Source organism: Bacillus oleivorans, assembly GCF_900207585.1.
In the GTDB taxonomy this organism is placed as follows: domain Bacteria; phylum Bacillota; class Bacilli; order Bacillales; family JC228; genus Bacillus_BF; species Bacillus_BF oleivorans.
The window spans coordinates 370,064-386,960 of sequence record NZ_OAOP01000001.1; the positions used below are offsets into that span (position 1 = coordinate 370,064).

Consider the following 16,897-nt stretch of genomic DNA (forward strand, 5'->3'; position numbering starts at 1 on the left):
TAAAAAGTAGTAAAATCCCATTTTTCATTCTAAATCTTCTCAGTCTTATCGGAAATAGTCCATAAGCCTCAAAATAGTAAATCTAGAATTCGAGACAATTATATACCCGTAGAAATCCAATGTCAATAGTCTGAATTTATGTACCTCAACAAACTATAAACGCCAAGCATCGCACATATATTTTTCCAGCAACCTGTAGTAAACTTATAGAATATACTTCCCCTTATAAGGAGGAAACAATGAGACTGACACAGTTTTCCGATTACTCGTTGCGAGTGCTCATGTTTTTAGCAACCGCCCCTAAAGATGAACTGAGCAGCATCCAGCAAATTGCAGATGCTTACGGAATCTCTAAAAACCATTTAATGAAGGTAACCCACCAGCTGGGAAAATGGGGATTTGTCGAGACCATCCGCGGCCGCAATGGGGGACTGCGTTTAGCAAAGGATCCTAAGGATATCAATGTTGGCGAGGTTGTCCGCCATACAGAAGAGGATTTTCATGTGGTAGAATGCTTTGACACAGGAGCATGTGTACTGGCTGATATCTGCCACTTAAGAGGAGTCCTCGGCAAAGCACTGCAGGCCTTTTTCGAGGTGTTAGACGAGTACACGTTAGCAGATTTAACCCAAAATCGCTCCTATCTGCAAACACTTTTAATGAAAAGTGAATAGCATAGATGAAAAGGTTACTGACAAGTAGCCTTTTTTTATATAAAAATTAATCTATTAACAAAAAACAGACTCATTTTGCATAAACCATACCCCGATTTATCGAACTTAACATTTTTAACCGAACTCAGAGTCATTTAACCGAACTCAGGACCTGTTTAACCGAACTTAGCCATCGAATTACCGAACTCAGAGTCATTTAACCGAACTCAGCCCCATTTAACCAAACTCAACCCACCTATTTACCAAAACCCAGCCGACCCAACCACCGTTACTCTATAAAATTTTCCCCTTAACAAACCCCAACTTTTGTGATAGGATAGAAAAAATTTACCCAAAAAAAGAGAGGAAGGGCGAAAGGAATGGGAAAACGAGTAATCTTATTTGATTTAGATGGAACGCTGCACGACAGTGAGTCAGTGTATGTCAATGCTTTTGAAACGAGTTTTATGGACCATCAGGATCGCCCGCTTACTCCAGCAGAGCGAGCCTACCTAGTGGGGAAACCGCTCGAGCGCGTGTTAGACCAGTGGCTGCCAGACAAGAAAGCATCCTTTCTTACTACCTTTTTCAAAAACTACGAAAGTCTTTCTCATCTCTGCAAGCCGTATGAAGGAGTCATCCCATTGATCCAGAGCCTGCACGATCAGGATTATAAACTCGGGATTGTTTCTTCGAAAATAGGAAAATATGTAAAAGCAGAAATGGAGTCAACCGGTCTGCTCCCATTCTTCCAAGAATTTGTTTGTGTCGACGATGTGAAAAATCCGAAACCAGACGCTGAGCCAATCCATGCGATTATGGACCTGATGGGCGGGGTTGACCAGAACAAATGTCTGTTTATCGGTGACCAATGGTCAGATATGAAAGCTGCTAAGAATGCAGGAATTACAGGAGTCGGCGCCACCTGGGGAGAAGGCGAAGCGGCCAAACTGCTCGAACACGGAGCTAAATACATTCTAACGGAACCGCACAAGCTCTTTCATCTCTTACAGGTAAAATTCACACATGTTTCTTAAACCAAACGAGACTTATGTAAACGGTGGGGATCCTTCCCACTGTTCATACTGCTCTCATACCTCTCTGTACAACACCTCAAACTTCTCTTCGATCATTTTCCAGCCATCTTTCCCTCTTGTTTATTAAGTGTACCAAGATTCGGACTACTATCATTAGTAAAAAATTGCTAATAAACGTGTAGATCCAGTTCCATGTATTGTATTCAATCAAATCTGTATATCTTTCCAATAGAACCTCAACAATGGTTAAAGCAGTGGTATACAATGCACATTGAAGAGCTATGCCGATATACCTTGAATGACGTGTTGTCTGAAAAAAGTACATGCAGACAACTGGAAAAAGAACATATTCGTAAAGAATACTGACTTCGAAATATTCACTTAAAAATCTAACGGGATATCTCAGCATTTTTTCTTCTACAACAAAAACGCCAATAAACGTTGAAAAATAGGCACTCAACAAGAAAACTAATAGCGTGTCTTTAATAAATGGTTTTCTTACACCGAAAAATAATAATACAACTCCGATTAGAAGTAATGTCCACAAAATCGCCTTATCCATAAAAAATTCGCCTCAATTATTAATTTACTCTTAATTAGTATGACCAAATTCCTGTTATTTACATTTCTCCTATATAAAAAGCCGATTGATCAAACGTTTGTTTAAAAAATCTTTTTCCCAAAAACTTGTAGTAATCTGTCCATTTCCTTCGTCTATTTAATAGGGAGACAAAAAGGAGGAACTGAATTTGATTACGATTCGAGATTTGAAGCATGAATTTGTGATTGGTAAAAAGAATAAAAAGCAAGTCATTCCCGTCTTAAATTCGGTCAATTTACATATAGAAGAAGGCGAGATTGTAACAATCCTGGGAAGAAGCGGCTCAGGAAAATCAACGCTTTTGAACCTGATTAGCGGCTACATGAAGCCGACAGCAGGCACGATACACATCTTGAACCAGGATGTGACCAACCTCTCAGAAGGGGAGTGGGCGGACTTTCGCCTGCAGCATATCGGCTTTATTTTTCAAAGCTTTCAGCTCATCCCCAGTATGACGGCATTTCAAAATGTAGAGCTGCCCCTAAAAATGAAGGGAATGGAAAAAACTAAGCGCCTCGCTAAAGTTGAGGAAACATTAGAAAAAGTGGGACTTGCTGAGTTCGCAGGCTTTTACCCAAGTGAGCTCTCTGGCGGACAGCAGCAAAGGGTCGGGATTGCCCGTGCCCTTGTAGGAGAACCAAAAATCATTTTAGCCGATGAACCGACAGGAAGTTTAGATGTAGAAACGGAAAACGAATTTTTAACATTAATCCATCAGTTAAATCAGAACGAAGGCATTACTTTTTTAGTCATCACGCATGACAGAGAGGTAGCTAAGATTGGCCATCGAAGTGTGACGATTGCGAACGGAACGATCAGCGAGAGCGGGGGCGAGAAACGTGCGATTCAGAGATAAATTTCAATTTGTACGAGAAAATATGAAAAAGAACAAAACCAGGGTGTTTATGACGATTTTAGCAACCGCGATGGGCTGTGCGTTTTTAATCGTACTCGCGTCGGTCGGGTTTGGCATTCATAAATCAATTATTGAAGAAATTACCCAAGGACGGCTTACAACCGAGATTGATATACACGGAAAAGTAAATGGCAGCACAAGCTATATGACAGATGAAGATGTCGCGTTTTTTGAGGGAATCGATGGGGTAAAAGCTGTCACCACACATAAACGCGTTGAGAATGAAACCACCTATTCAATCGGCGACTATACAGGCTTTGGCGAAACGATGGTCGTGGATTATGAAGCAGAAAAGGCTTCAAACTTTGAGCTGGAAGAAGGACGCTTACCGGAAGCAGCCAACGAAGTAGTCGTCGGTTATAACTTTCCGGGAAATTTGCGTGACCCAGATCAGGAAATTTCTGAAGAAGATCAACAACTAACAATGGAAGAAATCGAGAAAAAGTATGGATATCCAGAATCGCTCCTTGGAAAAACACTTACTTTAACAGTTCCACAAACGATTGATGGGGAAAGACAGGAAGGAACCTTTGAAGTGACTGTCGTTGGCGTGGCGAAAAAACCTACGCGTGAATGGATGATGGATATGCGAGTCCTCATCTCAGAGGAAAAATTAAATGAGATTGAGGAGTTCACCGGAACAGCCTTAGGCCGGTTCATCGACCCAATGATGTCAGAAGAAGAAATCGAGCAATTAAAGCAAACAACAGAAAGTCATTATAATGAAGTAAATGTGTATGCGGATAGCGCTGGAGCGGTCAAATCGATTTCAGAAGAAATCAAAGAAGCGGGTTATTACACCTATTCGATTGCGGATGAACTAGATCAGGTCGACCTTTTCTTCGCAGTTGTAAAAATAGGACTCATCCTAGTTGGAACCATTGCCGTCATCATCGCATCAATCGGGATTTACAACACGATGTCAATGGCAGTCACCGAACGGACCCAAGACATCGGTATCATGAAAGCAATCGGCGGCCATCCGAAAATGATTAAACAAATCTTTCTAATCGAAAGCACCTATATCGGTTTAATGGGCGCACTTTTTGGAGTTATCACTTCGTATATCATCAGCATTGCCGTCAATAAGCTTCTGCCGATGGTCATCACGAATGTACTTGAAATCGGTGCAGGTGAAACCATAACGTTCTCTTATATACCAACCTCACTCACTGTCATCTGTGTAGCCATCAGCTTACTAGTTGCCATGATTTCAGGACTCAAACCCGCCGTCAAAGCAACCAAAATCGACGTAATCAAAGCACTAAGAAGAGATATTTGAAACAGAGGGACGGTTCTTGCGTTTCATGTAAGGAACTAAAAGGTAATTGGGCCATTTCCGGTGGAAGTGGCCCTTTTTTATGAAAAATCAGGGTAATTTTTGATTGAAGAGTATAAAATAACCGAACATACCGATGGATAACCGAACTCAAGGGCCGTTTACCGAACTCAGAGGCCAGTTAACCGAACTCAAAGGATCAATAACCGAACTCAGGAGAAGCTAAGCGAACTTAGATGGCAGTTAACCGAACTCAGATGCGGATAACAGAACTTAGATGGCAGTTAACCGAACTCAGATGCGGATAACAGAACTTAGATGGCAGTTAACCGAACTCAGATGCGGATAACAGAACTTAGATGGCAGATAACCGAATTCAGATGTGGATAACAGAACTTAGATGGCAGTTAACCGAACTTAGATGCAGATAACAGAACTTAGATGGCAGATAACCGAACTCAGATGCGGATAACAGAACTCAGATGGCAGTTAACCGAACTCGAGCGCGGATAACCGAACTCGGAGAGACCCGGACTTTGAGGAAAGACATAAAGGAATAAAGTGCCGGTTAAAAAGTTACAAATTTCCCCATATCCCAGCAACACGCCAAATTAAACAAACGTTTGCTTAAACCTCCCAAAAACAAAGCAATTTCAATGCCTCACTCAACTTCCAACCCCGTAAATCCTGTCAAATAATCGGGATCCTTTACACAAATATAACCTTTCTATTTGGGAAACCATGGTAAAATAATGAAAAGGGGGAATCAAGATGGCAGAAATAATTGTTATTATTGCATTGGTAGCGATTTTTGTATTTCTATTCATTGTTGGGGTCAGTAGTCAAAATAAGAGTACTAAACGGAGATACCGCAATGATACTGACTCTTCGTCTACAGGCAGTTTCTTTTGGAAAGATTCCGCAGACGGATTCGATGGATCCGGAGGAGGAGACGGTGGTGGCGGCGGTGGAGGAGAGTGACCTCCGCGCCAAGCCAAAGTAAACGTGGTCAACCGCTTGCACAATCCATCGCTCGTGCAACCCCACACGTCAGCCTACCGCTCACCGCTCACCGCCTACCGCTCACCGCCCACCACCCACCACTCCACAAACATCCAACCCTAAAATTCCATCTTAAACCCCATCACCTGATGAACCCCTACATAAGACCGCAGCAAGTCCGGATATCTCGCATACATATGGGCATACCGAAACCCATTGCCCTTAGCCAGGATATGACACCACTTCGCTCCGTCCTCTTCACTCGCGACTAAATAAAAGTCATCAAGCACTCCACCCGTCTCAAGCTCCGCAGCATTCAGATTAAAATCCCCAGCAATCAGCACAATATCATCTGTCGCGCCTGCTGCTTCCAAAAACAAATCACTTCGTTGAAAAATCTCAACCGTCTCAATCAACCCGATTTTACAGTTAACCTCCGACAGCACCCCAGCAAAATCCTTTTTCAATGACCCGTGCAAACTAAACAAATGAACAGTCCGGCCATCGCCAACCAGCTTAAACCTCTTATAAACTGGCCACCTCATATACAAGGCTAAATGAGTCAACGCCCCTTGTTCAAATGGATCACGACCCCTGATCCACTGCATAATATGTTCATTTGAATACGGATCACAATTCACATGGACACTCGCCCCATCAGCTGCTACTCGCTTTTCATCCCAGGCCCACAAATAAGATTTGTTTTTCAGTAAATACTGCGGCTGGGCATCCGCGACTTCTTGAATATACTCGGTCTGATACGATAAGCCTTCCGCGACTTCCTTTATCTCTTTATGATCGCCGCCTGCCTCTTGAAACACCATCACATCCGGGAAACCAAAAAGCTTCATTTCTCTTGCCACATCATCCAAACTCCATTGAAATCCGTCTTTTTTTCCGGTTTCTCCTCCTGGATTCCAGGAATATAAAACAAAACTAGCCATCCCCCATTACCACACTCCCTGATGAAATTAGCCAAAATTAAAGTACTCGCCAACCCTCGCAAATATTACCATGAATTACCTTACATAAAAAATTGGGAAGAAAGAACCAATTCAAATTTCGCAGGAATAATAAATTTTCACAAGGAATATTGGTAATGTGTACCAATTATTGGAGGGATCGAACCATGTCTGAAGTGGTATTCAAAGATCTGATCACTGCGATTAAAACATCAGTTGTCGAAGCAAGTGATATGGTTGCCAGGAAGCAGGTCGAAAATTTTCAAAGCTTGTATTTTCAAAAAGACGGGACTCCCAATACGGTGAAGATGCGTTTGCCTGCCAGCAAGTTTGAGGGGGAAGAACCGAAGGAAATCGAAGTACCGCTAATTTGTATTGCACCTACCTCATCCTTCAAGTTAAAGGAAATCTCACTTGATTTCAGTGTGGAATTTACTGAACTATTCGGTCCATCTGAGCGAAACGGGAAAAATGAGTCCTTACATGCGAGATTGGTAGCAGGAAAACTAGAACACCCGAATACGGCTAACATATCCATCAAAATCGAAGGAAGTGATCCGCCCGAAGGTGTTCTGCGAATCAATGATTACTTTACTAAATTCTTACCTTAAGGAGATGATGAAAAATGGCAAATGAGCTAGTAAACATGGGAGAACAGTTTGCAGGACTACCAATCGAAACGCTCATTGCAACACCACTGAAGGCAGCATCGGACACACAAGTGCTGCTCGCAAAATCAACGTATGACTTTATCAAAACAGTAGGGTTTGATCAAAACGATCAGGTCAGAACCGCGAAGTTCGCATTTAAGCGAACCAGCATCGATCCCATTGATCCAGCCCAAACAAAAGAAGAAGAGGTCGTCATCGACGCACCATTCCTATCACTCGTAGCGATTCCTAATTTACAAGTGGATTATGTGGACATTACGTTTGATATGGAAGTTAAATCTTCCTTTATGGATAAAAGCGGGTCACAATCAGAAGCGGGGGGAGAGCTCTCCATCAGCGGCGGCTACCCGCCATTCTTCTCAGGCAGCCTAAAAGTACATGGCAGTGTATCTACTTATAAAGAAAACGTCCGAACAAGCGACAACTCAGCGAAATACCATGTCGCAGTAAAAGCATCCAACGCCAAACCAAGCGAAACCCTGATGAGAATCATGGATTTAATGTCACAAGCGGTCATTCCTGCATCCAGTACGCCAGCTCCGAATCCAGCCTAATGGGAGGATCGAAAGCACGTGGATGATACCTTCGATTTAACCGATGTCGGGTATATAAAAAGAATTACAGTTGGCAACACAGATCCTACTAATCTAAAAGATGAATCCGTCATCGAACGGCAAATGGCTGAATTAAACTTCTGCCTGGAGAAAGATTTTCCGCGGGGAAAAATCGTTGGCCAAGAAAAAAACTTTCAAATTCTCCGGATTGGTGAGCACCAGGTAGTCTTACAATCTATCACATACCACATCGGTTATAAACGCCGCCCGGCAAGATTTGAAAATAGGTAAAAAATCAGCGGTCCATCAACCTTGAGTTGATGGACCGTTTTTGATTTAAACAAACGTTTGATTAAATCTACATAATGGTAAAAAGATATATATAAACAATTTAAATAAAACGCGTGCAACATTCATTATAATGAAAACGCTTAAAATATTCCTATTGTGCAAAATACATTATAATGTTACCATGTAAATGTAACGAAGTTTTAACTAAACATTATAATGATATTCTATCAATCAATTCTAGGCAGGTGATACCCATAAAATCTCTAGATAAAAACTCGAAGTTACCGTTGTACAAACAGCTTAAACTCTCACTTATGAAATTTATAGAAGATAATCTATCCGAGGGTGATTTCCTGCCCACTGAGCCTGAAATCGAAAAAATGTATGGTGTAAGTCGGATCACTGTACGAAAAACGATTGACGAGTTAGTTTCTGAGGGGATTGTAAAGAAGGTACAAGGGAAAGGAACCTTTGTTCAATCAAAAAAAATCACTCAAACCGCTGGGACGATCACGAGCTGGACAGAAGAAATGCGCCAAAAAGGTAAAGATATTCATTCAGAAAATACGGTTTTGTTTGAGATGGAGCCTTCTCGAAAAATGATTGAAGATCTTCAGCTGGCACCTAATGAAAAAGTGATATGTCTAAAAAGACTTCGTTTTGCAGACGGTGAACCAATTGCCATTATGATTAACTACATGCGTTCGAAGTTCCTCCCTGGATTTTTGGAAAAAGGATTGCAAAGAGAATCGTTGTACGAAACTCTTGAAGAGGAATATCACATAAGACTTGAAAAAGCACATGAAAAAATCCGGGCCAAAAATGCTACTGATTTAGAAGCGATTGATTTAAGGATTCCGCCGTACTCGGCGTTACTGCATTTAACAAGGGTATCTTATCTTCAGGATGGAACTCCTTTTGAAATAGTAGAAATGTATAATCGGGCAGACCGTTACGAATACCATATTGAATTATATGGAAGGAAAAAAATGAAAGCATTTGATACAAAGGAGAGTTAACCCTATGCTTACACTTACAGAAGGACTAATCGAACTTAATGTAGAGGTTGTAGATGCAGAAGAAGCCATTAGAATAGCTGGTCAACTTCTAGTTGATGAAGGATTAGCCGAGGAAAGATACGTAGACGGTATGGTAAAGGGTTATAAGGAAGTGGGTCCATACATAGTGGTGGCCCCAGGTATCGCTTTTCCACATGCAAGACCTGAATTTGGAGCAAAGAAAAAAGGGGTATCAATTGTAAGACTTAGTCATCCAATTCCATTTGGTCATCCGACAAGCGATCCAATTTCACTAGTATGTGCACTTTGTGGGACAGATAGCACAAGCCATATCGAAATGCTTCAGGCGCTGGCTGAATTATTAAGAGACGAAGAGAAGCTACACACTATTTTGAATGCAAGCACTAAAAAAGAAATCTTAGACCTTATTTAATTTAAAACATGGGGGGTTTCATGATGAAAATTGTAACCGTTTGCGGAATGGGGTTTGGAACAAGCTTAATGCTGCTTATGGATATTCAGGCCATAGCAAAGAGTCATGGTTATGAAGTAGAGGGAGAAGCGGTGGATTTAGGTTCAGCTAAAGGAAAAGAATGTGACTTTATGGTTGCATCTAGTGAGATTTCTGCTGAATTAAGTGAAGAATCTGTAGACGTCATTTCAATCAATAATTTGCTAGATAAAAAGGAAATAGAGGAAAAAGTTATGCCTGTCATTGAAAGGATCTCTAAGGGGAGGTAGATCTGTATGTTAAATATTATAGTTTCTATATTAAGTAACCCGTCTATTATTCTAGGGATCATTGCGTTAGTAGGTCTGCTTGCTCTTAAGAAATCTGCGTCAGATGTGATTAAAGGAACACTGAAGACAATTTTTGGATTTATTATATTGCAACAAGGGGCTAATATCATCGTAGGGGCACTTATTCCCTTCAGTACAATGTTTAACGAGGCATTTGGTTTAACAGGAATTGTGGCTGAAGATAACGCGCTGGTTGCAGCAGTTCAAACAGTACTTGGAACTGAAACTGCGTTGATTCTGCTATTCTCATTTTTGATCAATTTATTGATTGCTAGAGTAACAAAATGGAAGTATATCTTCTTAACAGGTCATATGATGTTTTCATTTGCTGGGACAATGGCTATTGTCTTTGACCAAATGGGATTATCAAGCACAGTGACAATTGTTTTAGGTTCTATTATTCAAGGTATTTCAATGGTGTTATTCCCAGCTATATCTCAACCAATTGTACGAAAAATTACAGGTAATGATAACATTGCATTTGGCTTCTGGGGAAGCTCATGGATTAGCTTATCTGGTTGGCTTGGAGGGAAACTCGGTAACAAAGAAAAGTCTTCTGAGGATGTAAAAGTACCAAAGTCACTAGACTTTTTAAAAGATATGAGTGTTCTAATGGGAATCGTAATGATTGGCATCTATGTATTAACAGCAATATTTGTTGATAAAGAAACGATGAATGAGATTTCCGGCGGAACGAACTTTGTCCAATTTTCATTTATGAATGCATTAACGTTTGTGGCAGGGATTCTGATCCTTCTCCAAGGTGTTCGAATGTTTCTTGGTGAAATTGTACCGGCCTTTAAAGGAGTAGCTGAAAAAATTGTCCCTGGGGCAAAGCCTGCATTAGATGTCCCAGTCTTCTACTCTTTTGCACCAATTGGAGTAACAATCGGTTTCTTAGCAGCATTAGTTGGTAGTTTACTAGTAACTGCTTTTTCAAGTCTGCTTCCAGTTGTTGTTTTACCATCGGTTATTGGACTGTTTTTTATGGGTGGTGCTGCTGGTGTCTTCGGAAACGCCATGGGGGGACGCCGCGGAGCGATTATTTCTGGATTCTTCCTCGGAGTTTCATGGACATTACTGGTGGCCCTTGCTTATCCATTAGTTGACATGGAAGCATACGGAGTTAGCGGACTGTGGTTCGCATCACCAGATGCCATTATTGTTGTGGTACTGATCAGATTAGCTGGTGCATTATTTGGAATTCCATTATAGAAACGGGAGGGGAACGCATTCCCTTCTCTATTCATACAAGATGAAGGAGGACTTTAAATGGGAAAAGTCAGAACAGTATTAGGAGACATTGAAGCAAAGGATCTGGGGTTTACTTACAGCCATGAACATTTATGGGCTTGCCCGCCTCCGAGTCAAAAAGATCGTGATCTGGAACTGACTGATTACGAAGCATCTGTAAGTGAATTACTAAGGTTTAAAAAAGCAGGTGGACAAACACTTGTGGAAGCTTCTACACTAGATTACGGCCGTGATGCATCTAAAATGAAGCGTATGTCACTGGAAACGGGTGTTCATGTGGTTGCAACCTCAGGCTTTAATAAACATATTTATTTTCCCGCTTGGGTCGAGGCGCTTACGATAGAAGAAATTCAAGGAAAATTAGTTAGAGACATTACAATTGGAATGGATGGTACGGATGCAAAGGCTGGGTTCTTAAAGTCAGGTTCCTGGGATCAACTTATTCATCCTCTAGAAGAAAAAGTGACAAGAGCTGCCGCTAGAGCTCAAATACAAACGGGTGCACCTGTTTGGCTTCATACAGAAGCGGGGACGATGGGTGAGGAAATGCTTACGATTGTCGAAGAAGAAGGTGTCGATCTGACAAAAGTGGCAGTCGGCCATAGTGATCGTAATGCAGATCCTTATTATCATCTTCAGCTTGCAAAAAGGGGAGCATATGTACAATTTGATGGAGTAAGTAAAATCAAATATTATCCTGACAGTACCCGTGTAGAACTAATTAAAAATATGATTGAAAATGGATTTGTAAAACAGCTCCTCATATCAGCTGATATGGGGCGTAAATCTTACCTGCATGCTTATGGCGGCGGACCTGGTTTTGAATATATCATTAAAAAATTTATTCCGCGTTTATTAGATGAAGGAATTAGTAAAGAAGATATTCATACTATTTTTTTTGAAAATCCTGCCCGCTGGTTAGGGCAATTCTAACATTGATAAATATTAGTACGTGAGCTAATGAAGGAAATTGGGAGTTGAATAGCATGGCAAAAGTAAAAGAAATCATCAACATGACAAGGGACGAAGTGGCCGCAGCTATTGAAGAATTCCCTGTCGCCATTTTGCCTTTAGGTGCAACCGAGCAGCATGGGCATCACCTTCCATTAGGTGTAGATATATTTCTGGCTGAAGGACTATCAAAAAAAATATGTGAAAAAACGGGTGCTATCCTATTACCTTCGTTGCCATTTGGTTACTCATGGGTATGGCGTGATATACCGGGAACTGTATCCTTGCAGCAGCATCATGTAGAAGCTGTCATTAAAGATATTGCACATAGCTTAAACCGTTATGGAGTCAAGACATTAATTCTTGTGAATGGACATGATTCAAACAATTCAAGCATGAAGTATGCAACTAGAGAGTTACAAGATGAAGTAGAGATGGATATGATCTACTTGTTTTATCCAGACATTCAACATGTAATGAAACAAAATTGTGACTCGGAAACCTGGCATGGAATGATTCATGCATGTGAATTTGAGACATCGCTCATGCTTGCCCTAAAACCGGAGCTAGTAGATATGTCTAAAGCCGTGAAGGAGTATCCAGATCAGCCCCCATTGTATGGGAAGTCTACTATTTCACTTGGAGACTTAAGTAAAAGTGGTGTATTTGGGGATGCTACTCTTGCAAGTAAAGAAAAGGGAGAAAGGCTCCTTCAGACATTTATAGATAAAATGGTAGAGTTAGTAAAACTTGCTACAAGGGATATTAAGAAATAAGTAAAAATGAGTAAGGACCACGCTGATTGAGTTGTGGTCCTTTTTTCATTATGGAGGTTTTCCTATTAATATTGGATGTTATTCTTGATTGCTTTCCAGAATTCTTTTGCTATTGCTTTGTATCCTTTTACATTCAAATGATTATCTTCTGGGTTCGGCATATATTTCTCAAAGTGTGGATCTATTCGGTCTCCAGTCGGTACATACGTATCACCATTCGCTTCTGTACGCTTTTCAATTTCTAAGTTCAGTGCGTCTAATAATGGAACTAAAAACTCTTGAACTTCCTCTGGGTAGTATGCAAAAGCATTATAATATCCCATTACATAAACTTCGACGTCAGGATTCAGTTCATCGATAGTACTAAGTATTGTTTGTAAATTTTCACTTGCAATGGTAATTCCTTCGGATGCAGTGGATGGATCAGAAAGGAGTCTTTGGAACAAGTCATTTGCACCAATCGTAATGGTAATATGTGTAGCTTCCTTTATTTCCTGCTGTATGACGTTGTTGTCTTTCAAGTCATTTTTTAATTGATCCGAAGTGTAACCGGAAACAGCAAAATTATCGTAATCTACCACATCATAATTTCTACTTTCAAATTTATTCATGAGATAATCTGGATAGCTGAGGTCATACGAACCATAGGGTGTCATCCCGGCTGGTATGGAATCACCTAACGCTACATATTCCACATTCCGCTCGGATGGAAGATAAGCAAACGTTACTGAACTGGTCGAAAAAAGCGCTCCTACAATCATCAAACTGAATATCAATTTTTTCATTTAAATAAACCTCTCTTTTCGGATATCATTCTTAAATACAAGTTTATTTCACTATCATTTTTACGAAAGCGTATAATTTAATTACCTCCTCATTTAGACGATTTCATGTATTCATTATATAAACACTGCTGCTTTGAATCCTGTCATTCCGTGCTTTTACTGAACAGGTACTTTAAACCTGGGATCAAATCATGTACTATCTTTAATTCCAAAAGCATTTTGACATTAGTTTACCATTTTCAGGATACAGGGCAGGTTGGAACTTAATAGGTGTCGAATATAATCATGTCTATCTAAAATGCTAAATCAAATTCGTATTCAAGTAATTTAACAAGGATCAAAGAGGTGATAAAGTGTGGACTGGTTGAAACGGATGGAAGACGCTTTAGAGTTCATAGAGAGTAAGATGAACGAACCGCTTGATATTGAGGCGATTGCGAAGGTTGCTTATTCATCCCCCTTCCATTTTCAACGGATGTTCTATATGTTGACTGGAATGACCGTAGGCGAATATGTACGAAAACGCAAATTGACCTTAGCTGCACAAGAATTGGCCGTTTCCTCTGCTAAAGTGGTTGATGTAGCTTTGAAATATGGATATAATTCGCCGGAATCCTTCGCCAAAGTGTTCCGTAAAATCCATGGAATTTCACCTTCAGAGGCGCGGAATTCGGGCGTTTCATTAAAAGCTTTCCCCCGCATTTCGTTCCAACTTACGATCCGTGGAGAAAAGGAAGTGGAGTATAGCATAGAGGAAAAAGAGGCGTTTAACGTAATTGGTAAATCCGCCACATTAACATGTGGGAGTAAAGGCCGCACCCGACAATGGTTTTGGAGAGAATGTCAGCGGGACGGGACACTCACGAAAATAGATTACGAGGAAACAGATACGCCTTTACTCGGCATAACGTTGAATTTTAATGATAATTTTACATATATGATTGGCAAGAAAAAAGAGACAGCGGTTCCTGCGTCTGGATTAACACTGCAAAAGATACCCTCCTCCAGCTGGGCTGTCTTCCCATGTACTGGACCGCTTCCCGAGGCAATTCAGAATGGATTCCGTCAAATTTATCAAGAATGGTTTCCAGCAACAGAATATGAGCATGCCGGACTACCTGAAATCGAGGTTTATACCCCAGGTAAGTCTGAAGCTGAAGGCTACAGATCCGAAGTGTGGATTCCCGTTATGAAAAGATAATTCTTTCTGTTAGGTTAAACAGTTGGAAAAAAGACCTTTTACTTACCTTAGGTCAAAGTATGGTTGTCATTGTTTTGTTCCCACAAGGTTTATGGAAGGTATAAGCTTAATCTCTCTTTTAAACCTTCTAGGACTTCTTCGGGTACTTCCCTGACCTTGATATCTCTACCTAGGAATAGTAGCCAATTTGTTATTTGGGTCAATTCTTCAGGATTGTTAACATTGATAAAAGTCTTTAGAATAGCTGTGGTTTGGTAAGGATTCGTATAGGAAATTGAAACTTTTAAAGGATGGTATTTTTTGAACTGGGCAATCGCTTTTGGACCAAGTTCAAGGACAAGGTTGATTACTTCTTCCTGCTTACTTAGTTTTTCTAAAATCTGTTTCTTACTTAATCTTTTTTTCGTCGTGTAGGGTTCGACATCGATAAGATGGTCAACAGGAAAAATCTGCTTCTTTTCTTCCTTTATGTCAAAGCCCTCAATCAGCCAAAGGCTCTTTTCACGATAAAGGTGCAAGAGATAAATAGGATAAGACTTTATTACCTTGTCTTCTTTGATAGTAATCAATAAATAGCTATCCAATAGAAGGATTTGGATGAGTTTTTCTAACATGGGATGGGGGAGGTCTGTAAGATCAAGCAGGTCTGGATTATTGGGGTTGGTCCCTTCAAAAAGCAAGATTTGATTCAAAAGAACAAGGTCATCTTTTTGGTTTTCTGAGATGAGGTCTAGTAATTTTTCAGCTAAAGAATGACGATTTTTTAGATAGGGGAGTTGTTGATTTCTTGTGGCCATAAAGGCAATAAAAAGAGCTTTAACCTCATTATCGGTAAAGCGGACAACGGGCAGGACAGAGTTGGGCATGACAAAATAACCCCCATCCCTTCCAACTTCAGCGACAAGCGGCATTCCCATGGCTTCAATTTCTCTGATATCTCTAATCGCTGTCGAACGAGAGATGTTAAATTCTCGCATGATTTCAGAAATGGTAAAGTGAGCGCGGTTGTTGATATACCGCATGATGATATTAATCCGTTCAACTTTTTTCATCGGAACTCCTAAACAGTATCATTTTTTGACATGATTTATAGGTATTATAAACCCATCAAGTGATGAAGACAAATCATTTGAAAAATTTAAAAAAGGAAGGTTTTGAAAATGGCAGATTATACCCTAGAAGAAAAAGAAAGCTTCACTGTATTAGGTATTGGGACTGAACTTAAGAGCGATTACACAGACTACGCCGGCATAAATAAGGAAAAGGCGGACTTTTGGCAGGCAGTGAAACAGGACGGAAGGCTCGACACTTTAAAATCCATTGCCACAAATGAATACATTTTTACCGTGAACGAAGCGGTGAATAACAAGATGATGCATTATGCTGGCGTCATGACAGAGGAGTCGCTGCCAGAAGCATCAAGAGTTATCCAATTTCCTAAAGGCGAATACCTCGTTGTTAAAGGGGAAGCTAAGACAGCTGAAGAGTTGAGTAATATGCTTACTGGCATTGCCTTTGGTCAAGTCTTGCCAGAAGCAAAGAATTTCGCCTATGTTGGCGGGCCTAACGCAGCGGTTGAGATGGGGCAGCGAAACGGCTTAGTATTTGGTGAAATGTGGATTCCTGTTGTTAGGAAATAGGAGATAAAAGGCGGGATGGAAATGTCTCATATCGTTGATTTTAAAAATGTGTCTACGGCTGGTTTAGAGTCTTCACCAGTAGAAGAAGCGCTTGCTGGTTTACGTGCTAATGAAGCCCGTTACTTCATGACTAAATACAAGCATGAATTTACGGTTGTACCAGCGAGCGAGTCCTGCGAGACCCTTGATTATGTAAACCGAATTTTGAAAGAAGAACGTGACATTAAGTTTGCGGCCAAACCTTTAGAAACGTCGCGTTTTCAAGTGGAAAATATCAAATGGGCCTACGTCTTCTATGAGGATGGCCTTGCGGTCAACGTTATGTATACAGTTGATGACCCTAAGAAGCGGGCCGTTGGTTTTAAGCTTTCTGAGGGGATGGAGGTACCAAAGGAATTAGAAGGGAAGTTTAAGTTTGCTAGGCAGAGGTCTAAGCTAGCTGGAACCATTCGGGGCTCGTTTTTTGTGATTAAAGGAGAATATTAGTAGGCAAACCCCAAGTGG

Annotated in this window: 21 protein-coding genes; 17 read left to right on the forward strand and 4 right to left on the reverse strand. The window is 40.7% G+C overall.

Annotated elements, in window-relative coordinates; all coding sequences use genetic code 11:
- Nucleotides 1–239: 239 nt before the first annotated feature.
- Both CRO56_RS01760 and CRO56_RS01765 read left to right on the forward strand, forming a co-directional pair.
- Nucleotides 240–674, forward strand: a complete 435-nt coding sequence (locus tag CRO56_RS01760) for an RrF2 family transcriptional regulator (RefSeq protein ID WP_097156871.1) — start codon at nt 240–242, stop codon at nt 672–674.
- A gap of 359 nt (nt 675–1,033) precedes the next feature.
- Complete coding sequence (locus tag CRO56_RS01765; protein ID WP_097156872.1) at nt 1,034–1,690, forward strand: HAD family hydrolase; 657 nt, start codon at nt 1,034–1,036, stop codon at nt 1,688–1,690.
- Between the two features lie 76 nt (nt 1,691–1,766).
- On the opposite strand, the gene CRO56_RS01770 is transcribed toward CRO56_RS01765, so the two are convergent.
- Nucleotides 1,767–2,252, reverse strand: a complete 486-nt coding sequence (locus CRO56_RS01770; protein ID WP_097156873.1) for a CBO0543 family protein — start codon at nt 2,250–2,252, stop codon at nt 1,767–1,769.
- 187 nt (nt 2,253–2,439) lie between these two features.
- On the opposite strand from CRO56_RS01770, the gene CRO56_RS01775 reads away from it, so the two are divergent.
- The 3 genes from CRO56_RS01775 to CRO56_RS01785 all read left to right on the forward strand — a co-directional run bounded on the left by CRO56_RS01775 (nt 2,440) and on the right by CRO56_RS01785 (nt 5,467).
- Nucleotides 2,440–3,147 (forward strand): ABC transporter ATP-binding protein, encoded by a 708-nt coding sequence (locus CRO56_RS01775; RefSeq protein WP_097156874.1) that lies wholly within the window; start codon nt 2,440–2,442, stop codon nt 3,145–3,147.
- Nucleotides 3,131–4,489, forward strand: a complete 1,359-nt coding sequence (locus CRO56_RS01780; protein ID WP_097156875.1) for an ABC transporter permease — start codon at nt 3,131–3,133, stop codon at nt 4,487–4,489. The genes CRO56_RS01775 and CRO56_RS01780 overlap by 17 nt, the downstream gene beginning before the upstream one ends.
- A 768-nt stretch (nt 4,490–5,257) precedes the next feature.
- Nucleotides 5,258–5,467 (forward strand): hypothetical protein, encoded by a 210-nt coding sequence (locus CRO56_RS01785; RefSeq protein WP_097156876.1) that lies wholly within the window; start codon nt 5,258–5,260, stop codon nt 5,465–5,467.
- Between the two features lie 140 nt (nt 5,468–5,607).
- On the opposite strand, the gene CRO56_RS01790 is transcribed toward CRO56_RS01785, so the two are convergent.
- On the reverse strand, nt 5,608–6,432 hold the full coding sequence (locus CRO56_RS01790) for a hypothetical protein (RefSeq protein WP_097156877.1): 825 nt from the start codon (nt 6,430–6,432) through the stop codon (nt 5,608–5,610).
- A 185-nt stretch (nt 6,433–6,617) separates the two neighbouring features.
- Here CRO56_RS01790 and CRO56_RS01795 point away from each other — a divergent pair, with 185 nt between their 5' ends.
- The 9 genes from CRO56_RS01795 to CRO56_RS01835 all read left to right on the forward strand — a co-directional run bounded on the left by CRO56_RS01795 (nt 6,618) and on the right by CRO56_RS01835 (nt 12,767).
- Nucleotides 6,618–7,061 carry a DUF2589 domain-containing protein gene (locus CRO56_RS01795; protein ID WP_179714136.1) on the forward strand — a complete coding sequence of 148 codons (444 nt, stop codon included), beginning with the start codon at nt 6,618–6,620 and terminating at the stop codon, nt 7,059–7,061.
- Between the two features lie 14 nt (nt 7,062–7,075).
- Nucleotides 7,076–7,675, forward strand: coding sequence for a DUF2589 domain-containing protein (locus CRO56_RS01800; RefSeq protein WP_097156879.1), 600 nt, complete (start codon nt 7,076–7,078; stop codon nt 7,673–7,675).
- Nucleotides 7,676–7,693: 18 nt separating this feature from the next.
- Entirely contained in the window at nt 7,694–7,966 is a 273-nt protein-coding gene (locus tag CRO56_RS01805; RefSeq protein WP_097156880.1) for a hypothetical protein, read from the forward strand.
- Nucleotides 7,967–8,253: 287 nt separating this feature from the next.
- Nucleotides 8,254–8,985: a GntR family transcriptional regulator gene (locus CRO56_RS01810; protein WP_245855541.1), complete on the forward strand. Its 732-nt coding sequence runs from the start codon at nt 8,254–8,256 to the stop codon at nt 8,983–8,985.
- Between the two features lie 4 nt (nt 8,986–8,989).
- A complete protein-coding gene (locus CRO56_RS01815) occupies nt 8,990–9,418 on the forward strand; it encodes a PTS sugar transporter subunit IIA (RefSeq protein WP_097156882.1) in 429 nt (142 codons plus the stop codon).
- A 23-nt stretch (nt 9,419–9,441) separates the two neighbouring features.
- Complete coding sequence (locus tag CRO56_RS01820) at nt 9,442–9,726, forward strand: PTS sugar transporter subunit IIB (protein WP_097156883.1); 285 nt, start codon at nt 9,442–9,444, stop codon at nt 9,724–9,726.
- Between the two features lie 6 nt (nt 9,727–9,732).
- Nucleotides 9,733–11,001 (forward strand): PTS ascorbate transporter subunit IIC, encoded by a 1,269-nt coding sequence (locus tag CRO56_RS01825; RefSeq protein ID WP_097156884.1) that lies wholly within the window; start codon nt 9,733–9,735, stop codon nt 10,999–11,001.
- Nucleotides 11,002–11,058: 57 nt separating this feature from the next.
- A complete protein-coding gene (locus CRO56_RS01830) occupies nt 11,059–11,973 on the forward strand; it encodes a phosphotriesterase family protein (protein WP_097156885.1) in 915 nt (304 codons plus the stop codon).
- Nucleotides 11,974–12,026: 53 nt separating this feature from the next.
- Complete coding sequence (locus CRO56_RS01835) at nt 12,027–12,767, forward strand: creatininase family protein (protein ID WP_097156886.1); 741 nt, start codon at nt 12,027–12,029, stop codon at nt 12,765–12,767.
- Nucleotides 12,768–12,832: 65 nt separating this feature from the next.
- Here the strand turns inward: CRO56_RS01835 and CRO56_RS01840 are convergent, their stop codons facing one another.
- Entirely contained in the window at nt 12,833–13,552 is a 720-nt protein-coding gene (locus tag CRO56_RS01840; RefSeq protein ID WP_097156887.1) for an SGNH/GDSL hydrolase family protein, read from the reverse strand.
- Nucleotides 13,553–13,907: 355 nt separating this feature from the next.
- Here CRO56_RS01840 and CRO56_RS01845 point away from each other — a divergent pair, with 355 nt between their 5' ends.
- Complete coding sequence (locus CRO56_RS01845; RefSeq protein ID WP_179714137.1) at nt 13,908–14,753, forward strand: AraC family transcriptional regulator; 846 nt, start codon at nt 13,908–13,910, stop codon at nt 14,751–14,753.
- A gap of 89 nt (nt 14,754–14,842) precedes the next feature.
- Here the strand turns inward: CRO56_RS01845 and CRO56_RS01850 are convergent, their stop codons facing one another.
- Nucleotides 14,843–15,805 (reverse strand): helix-turn-helix transcriptional regulator, encoded by a 963-nt coding sequence (locus CRO56_RS01850; protein WP_097156888.1) that lies wholly within the window; start codon nt 15,803–15,805, stop codon nt 14,843–14,845.
- A 108-nt stretch (nt 15,806–15,913) separates the two neighbouring features.
- On the opposite strand from CRO56_RS01850, the gene CRO56_RS01855 reads away from it, so the two are divergent.
- On the forward strand, nt 15,914–16,393 hold the full coding sequence (locus tag CRO56_RS01855) for a GyrI-like domain-containing protein (protein WP_097156889.1): 480 nt from the start codon (nt 15,914–15,916) through the stop codon (nt 16,391–16,393).
- Between the two features lie 21 nt (nt 16,394–16,414).
- Nucleotides 16,415–16,879, forward strand: coding sequence for a phage tail protein (locus CRO56_RS01860; protein ID WP_097157197.1), 465 nt, complete (start codon nt 16,415–16,417; stop codon nt 16,877–16,879).
- Nucleotides 16,880–16,897: the final 18 nt, after the last annotated feature.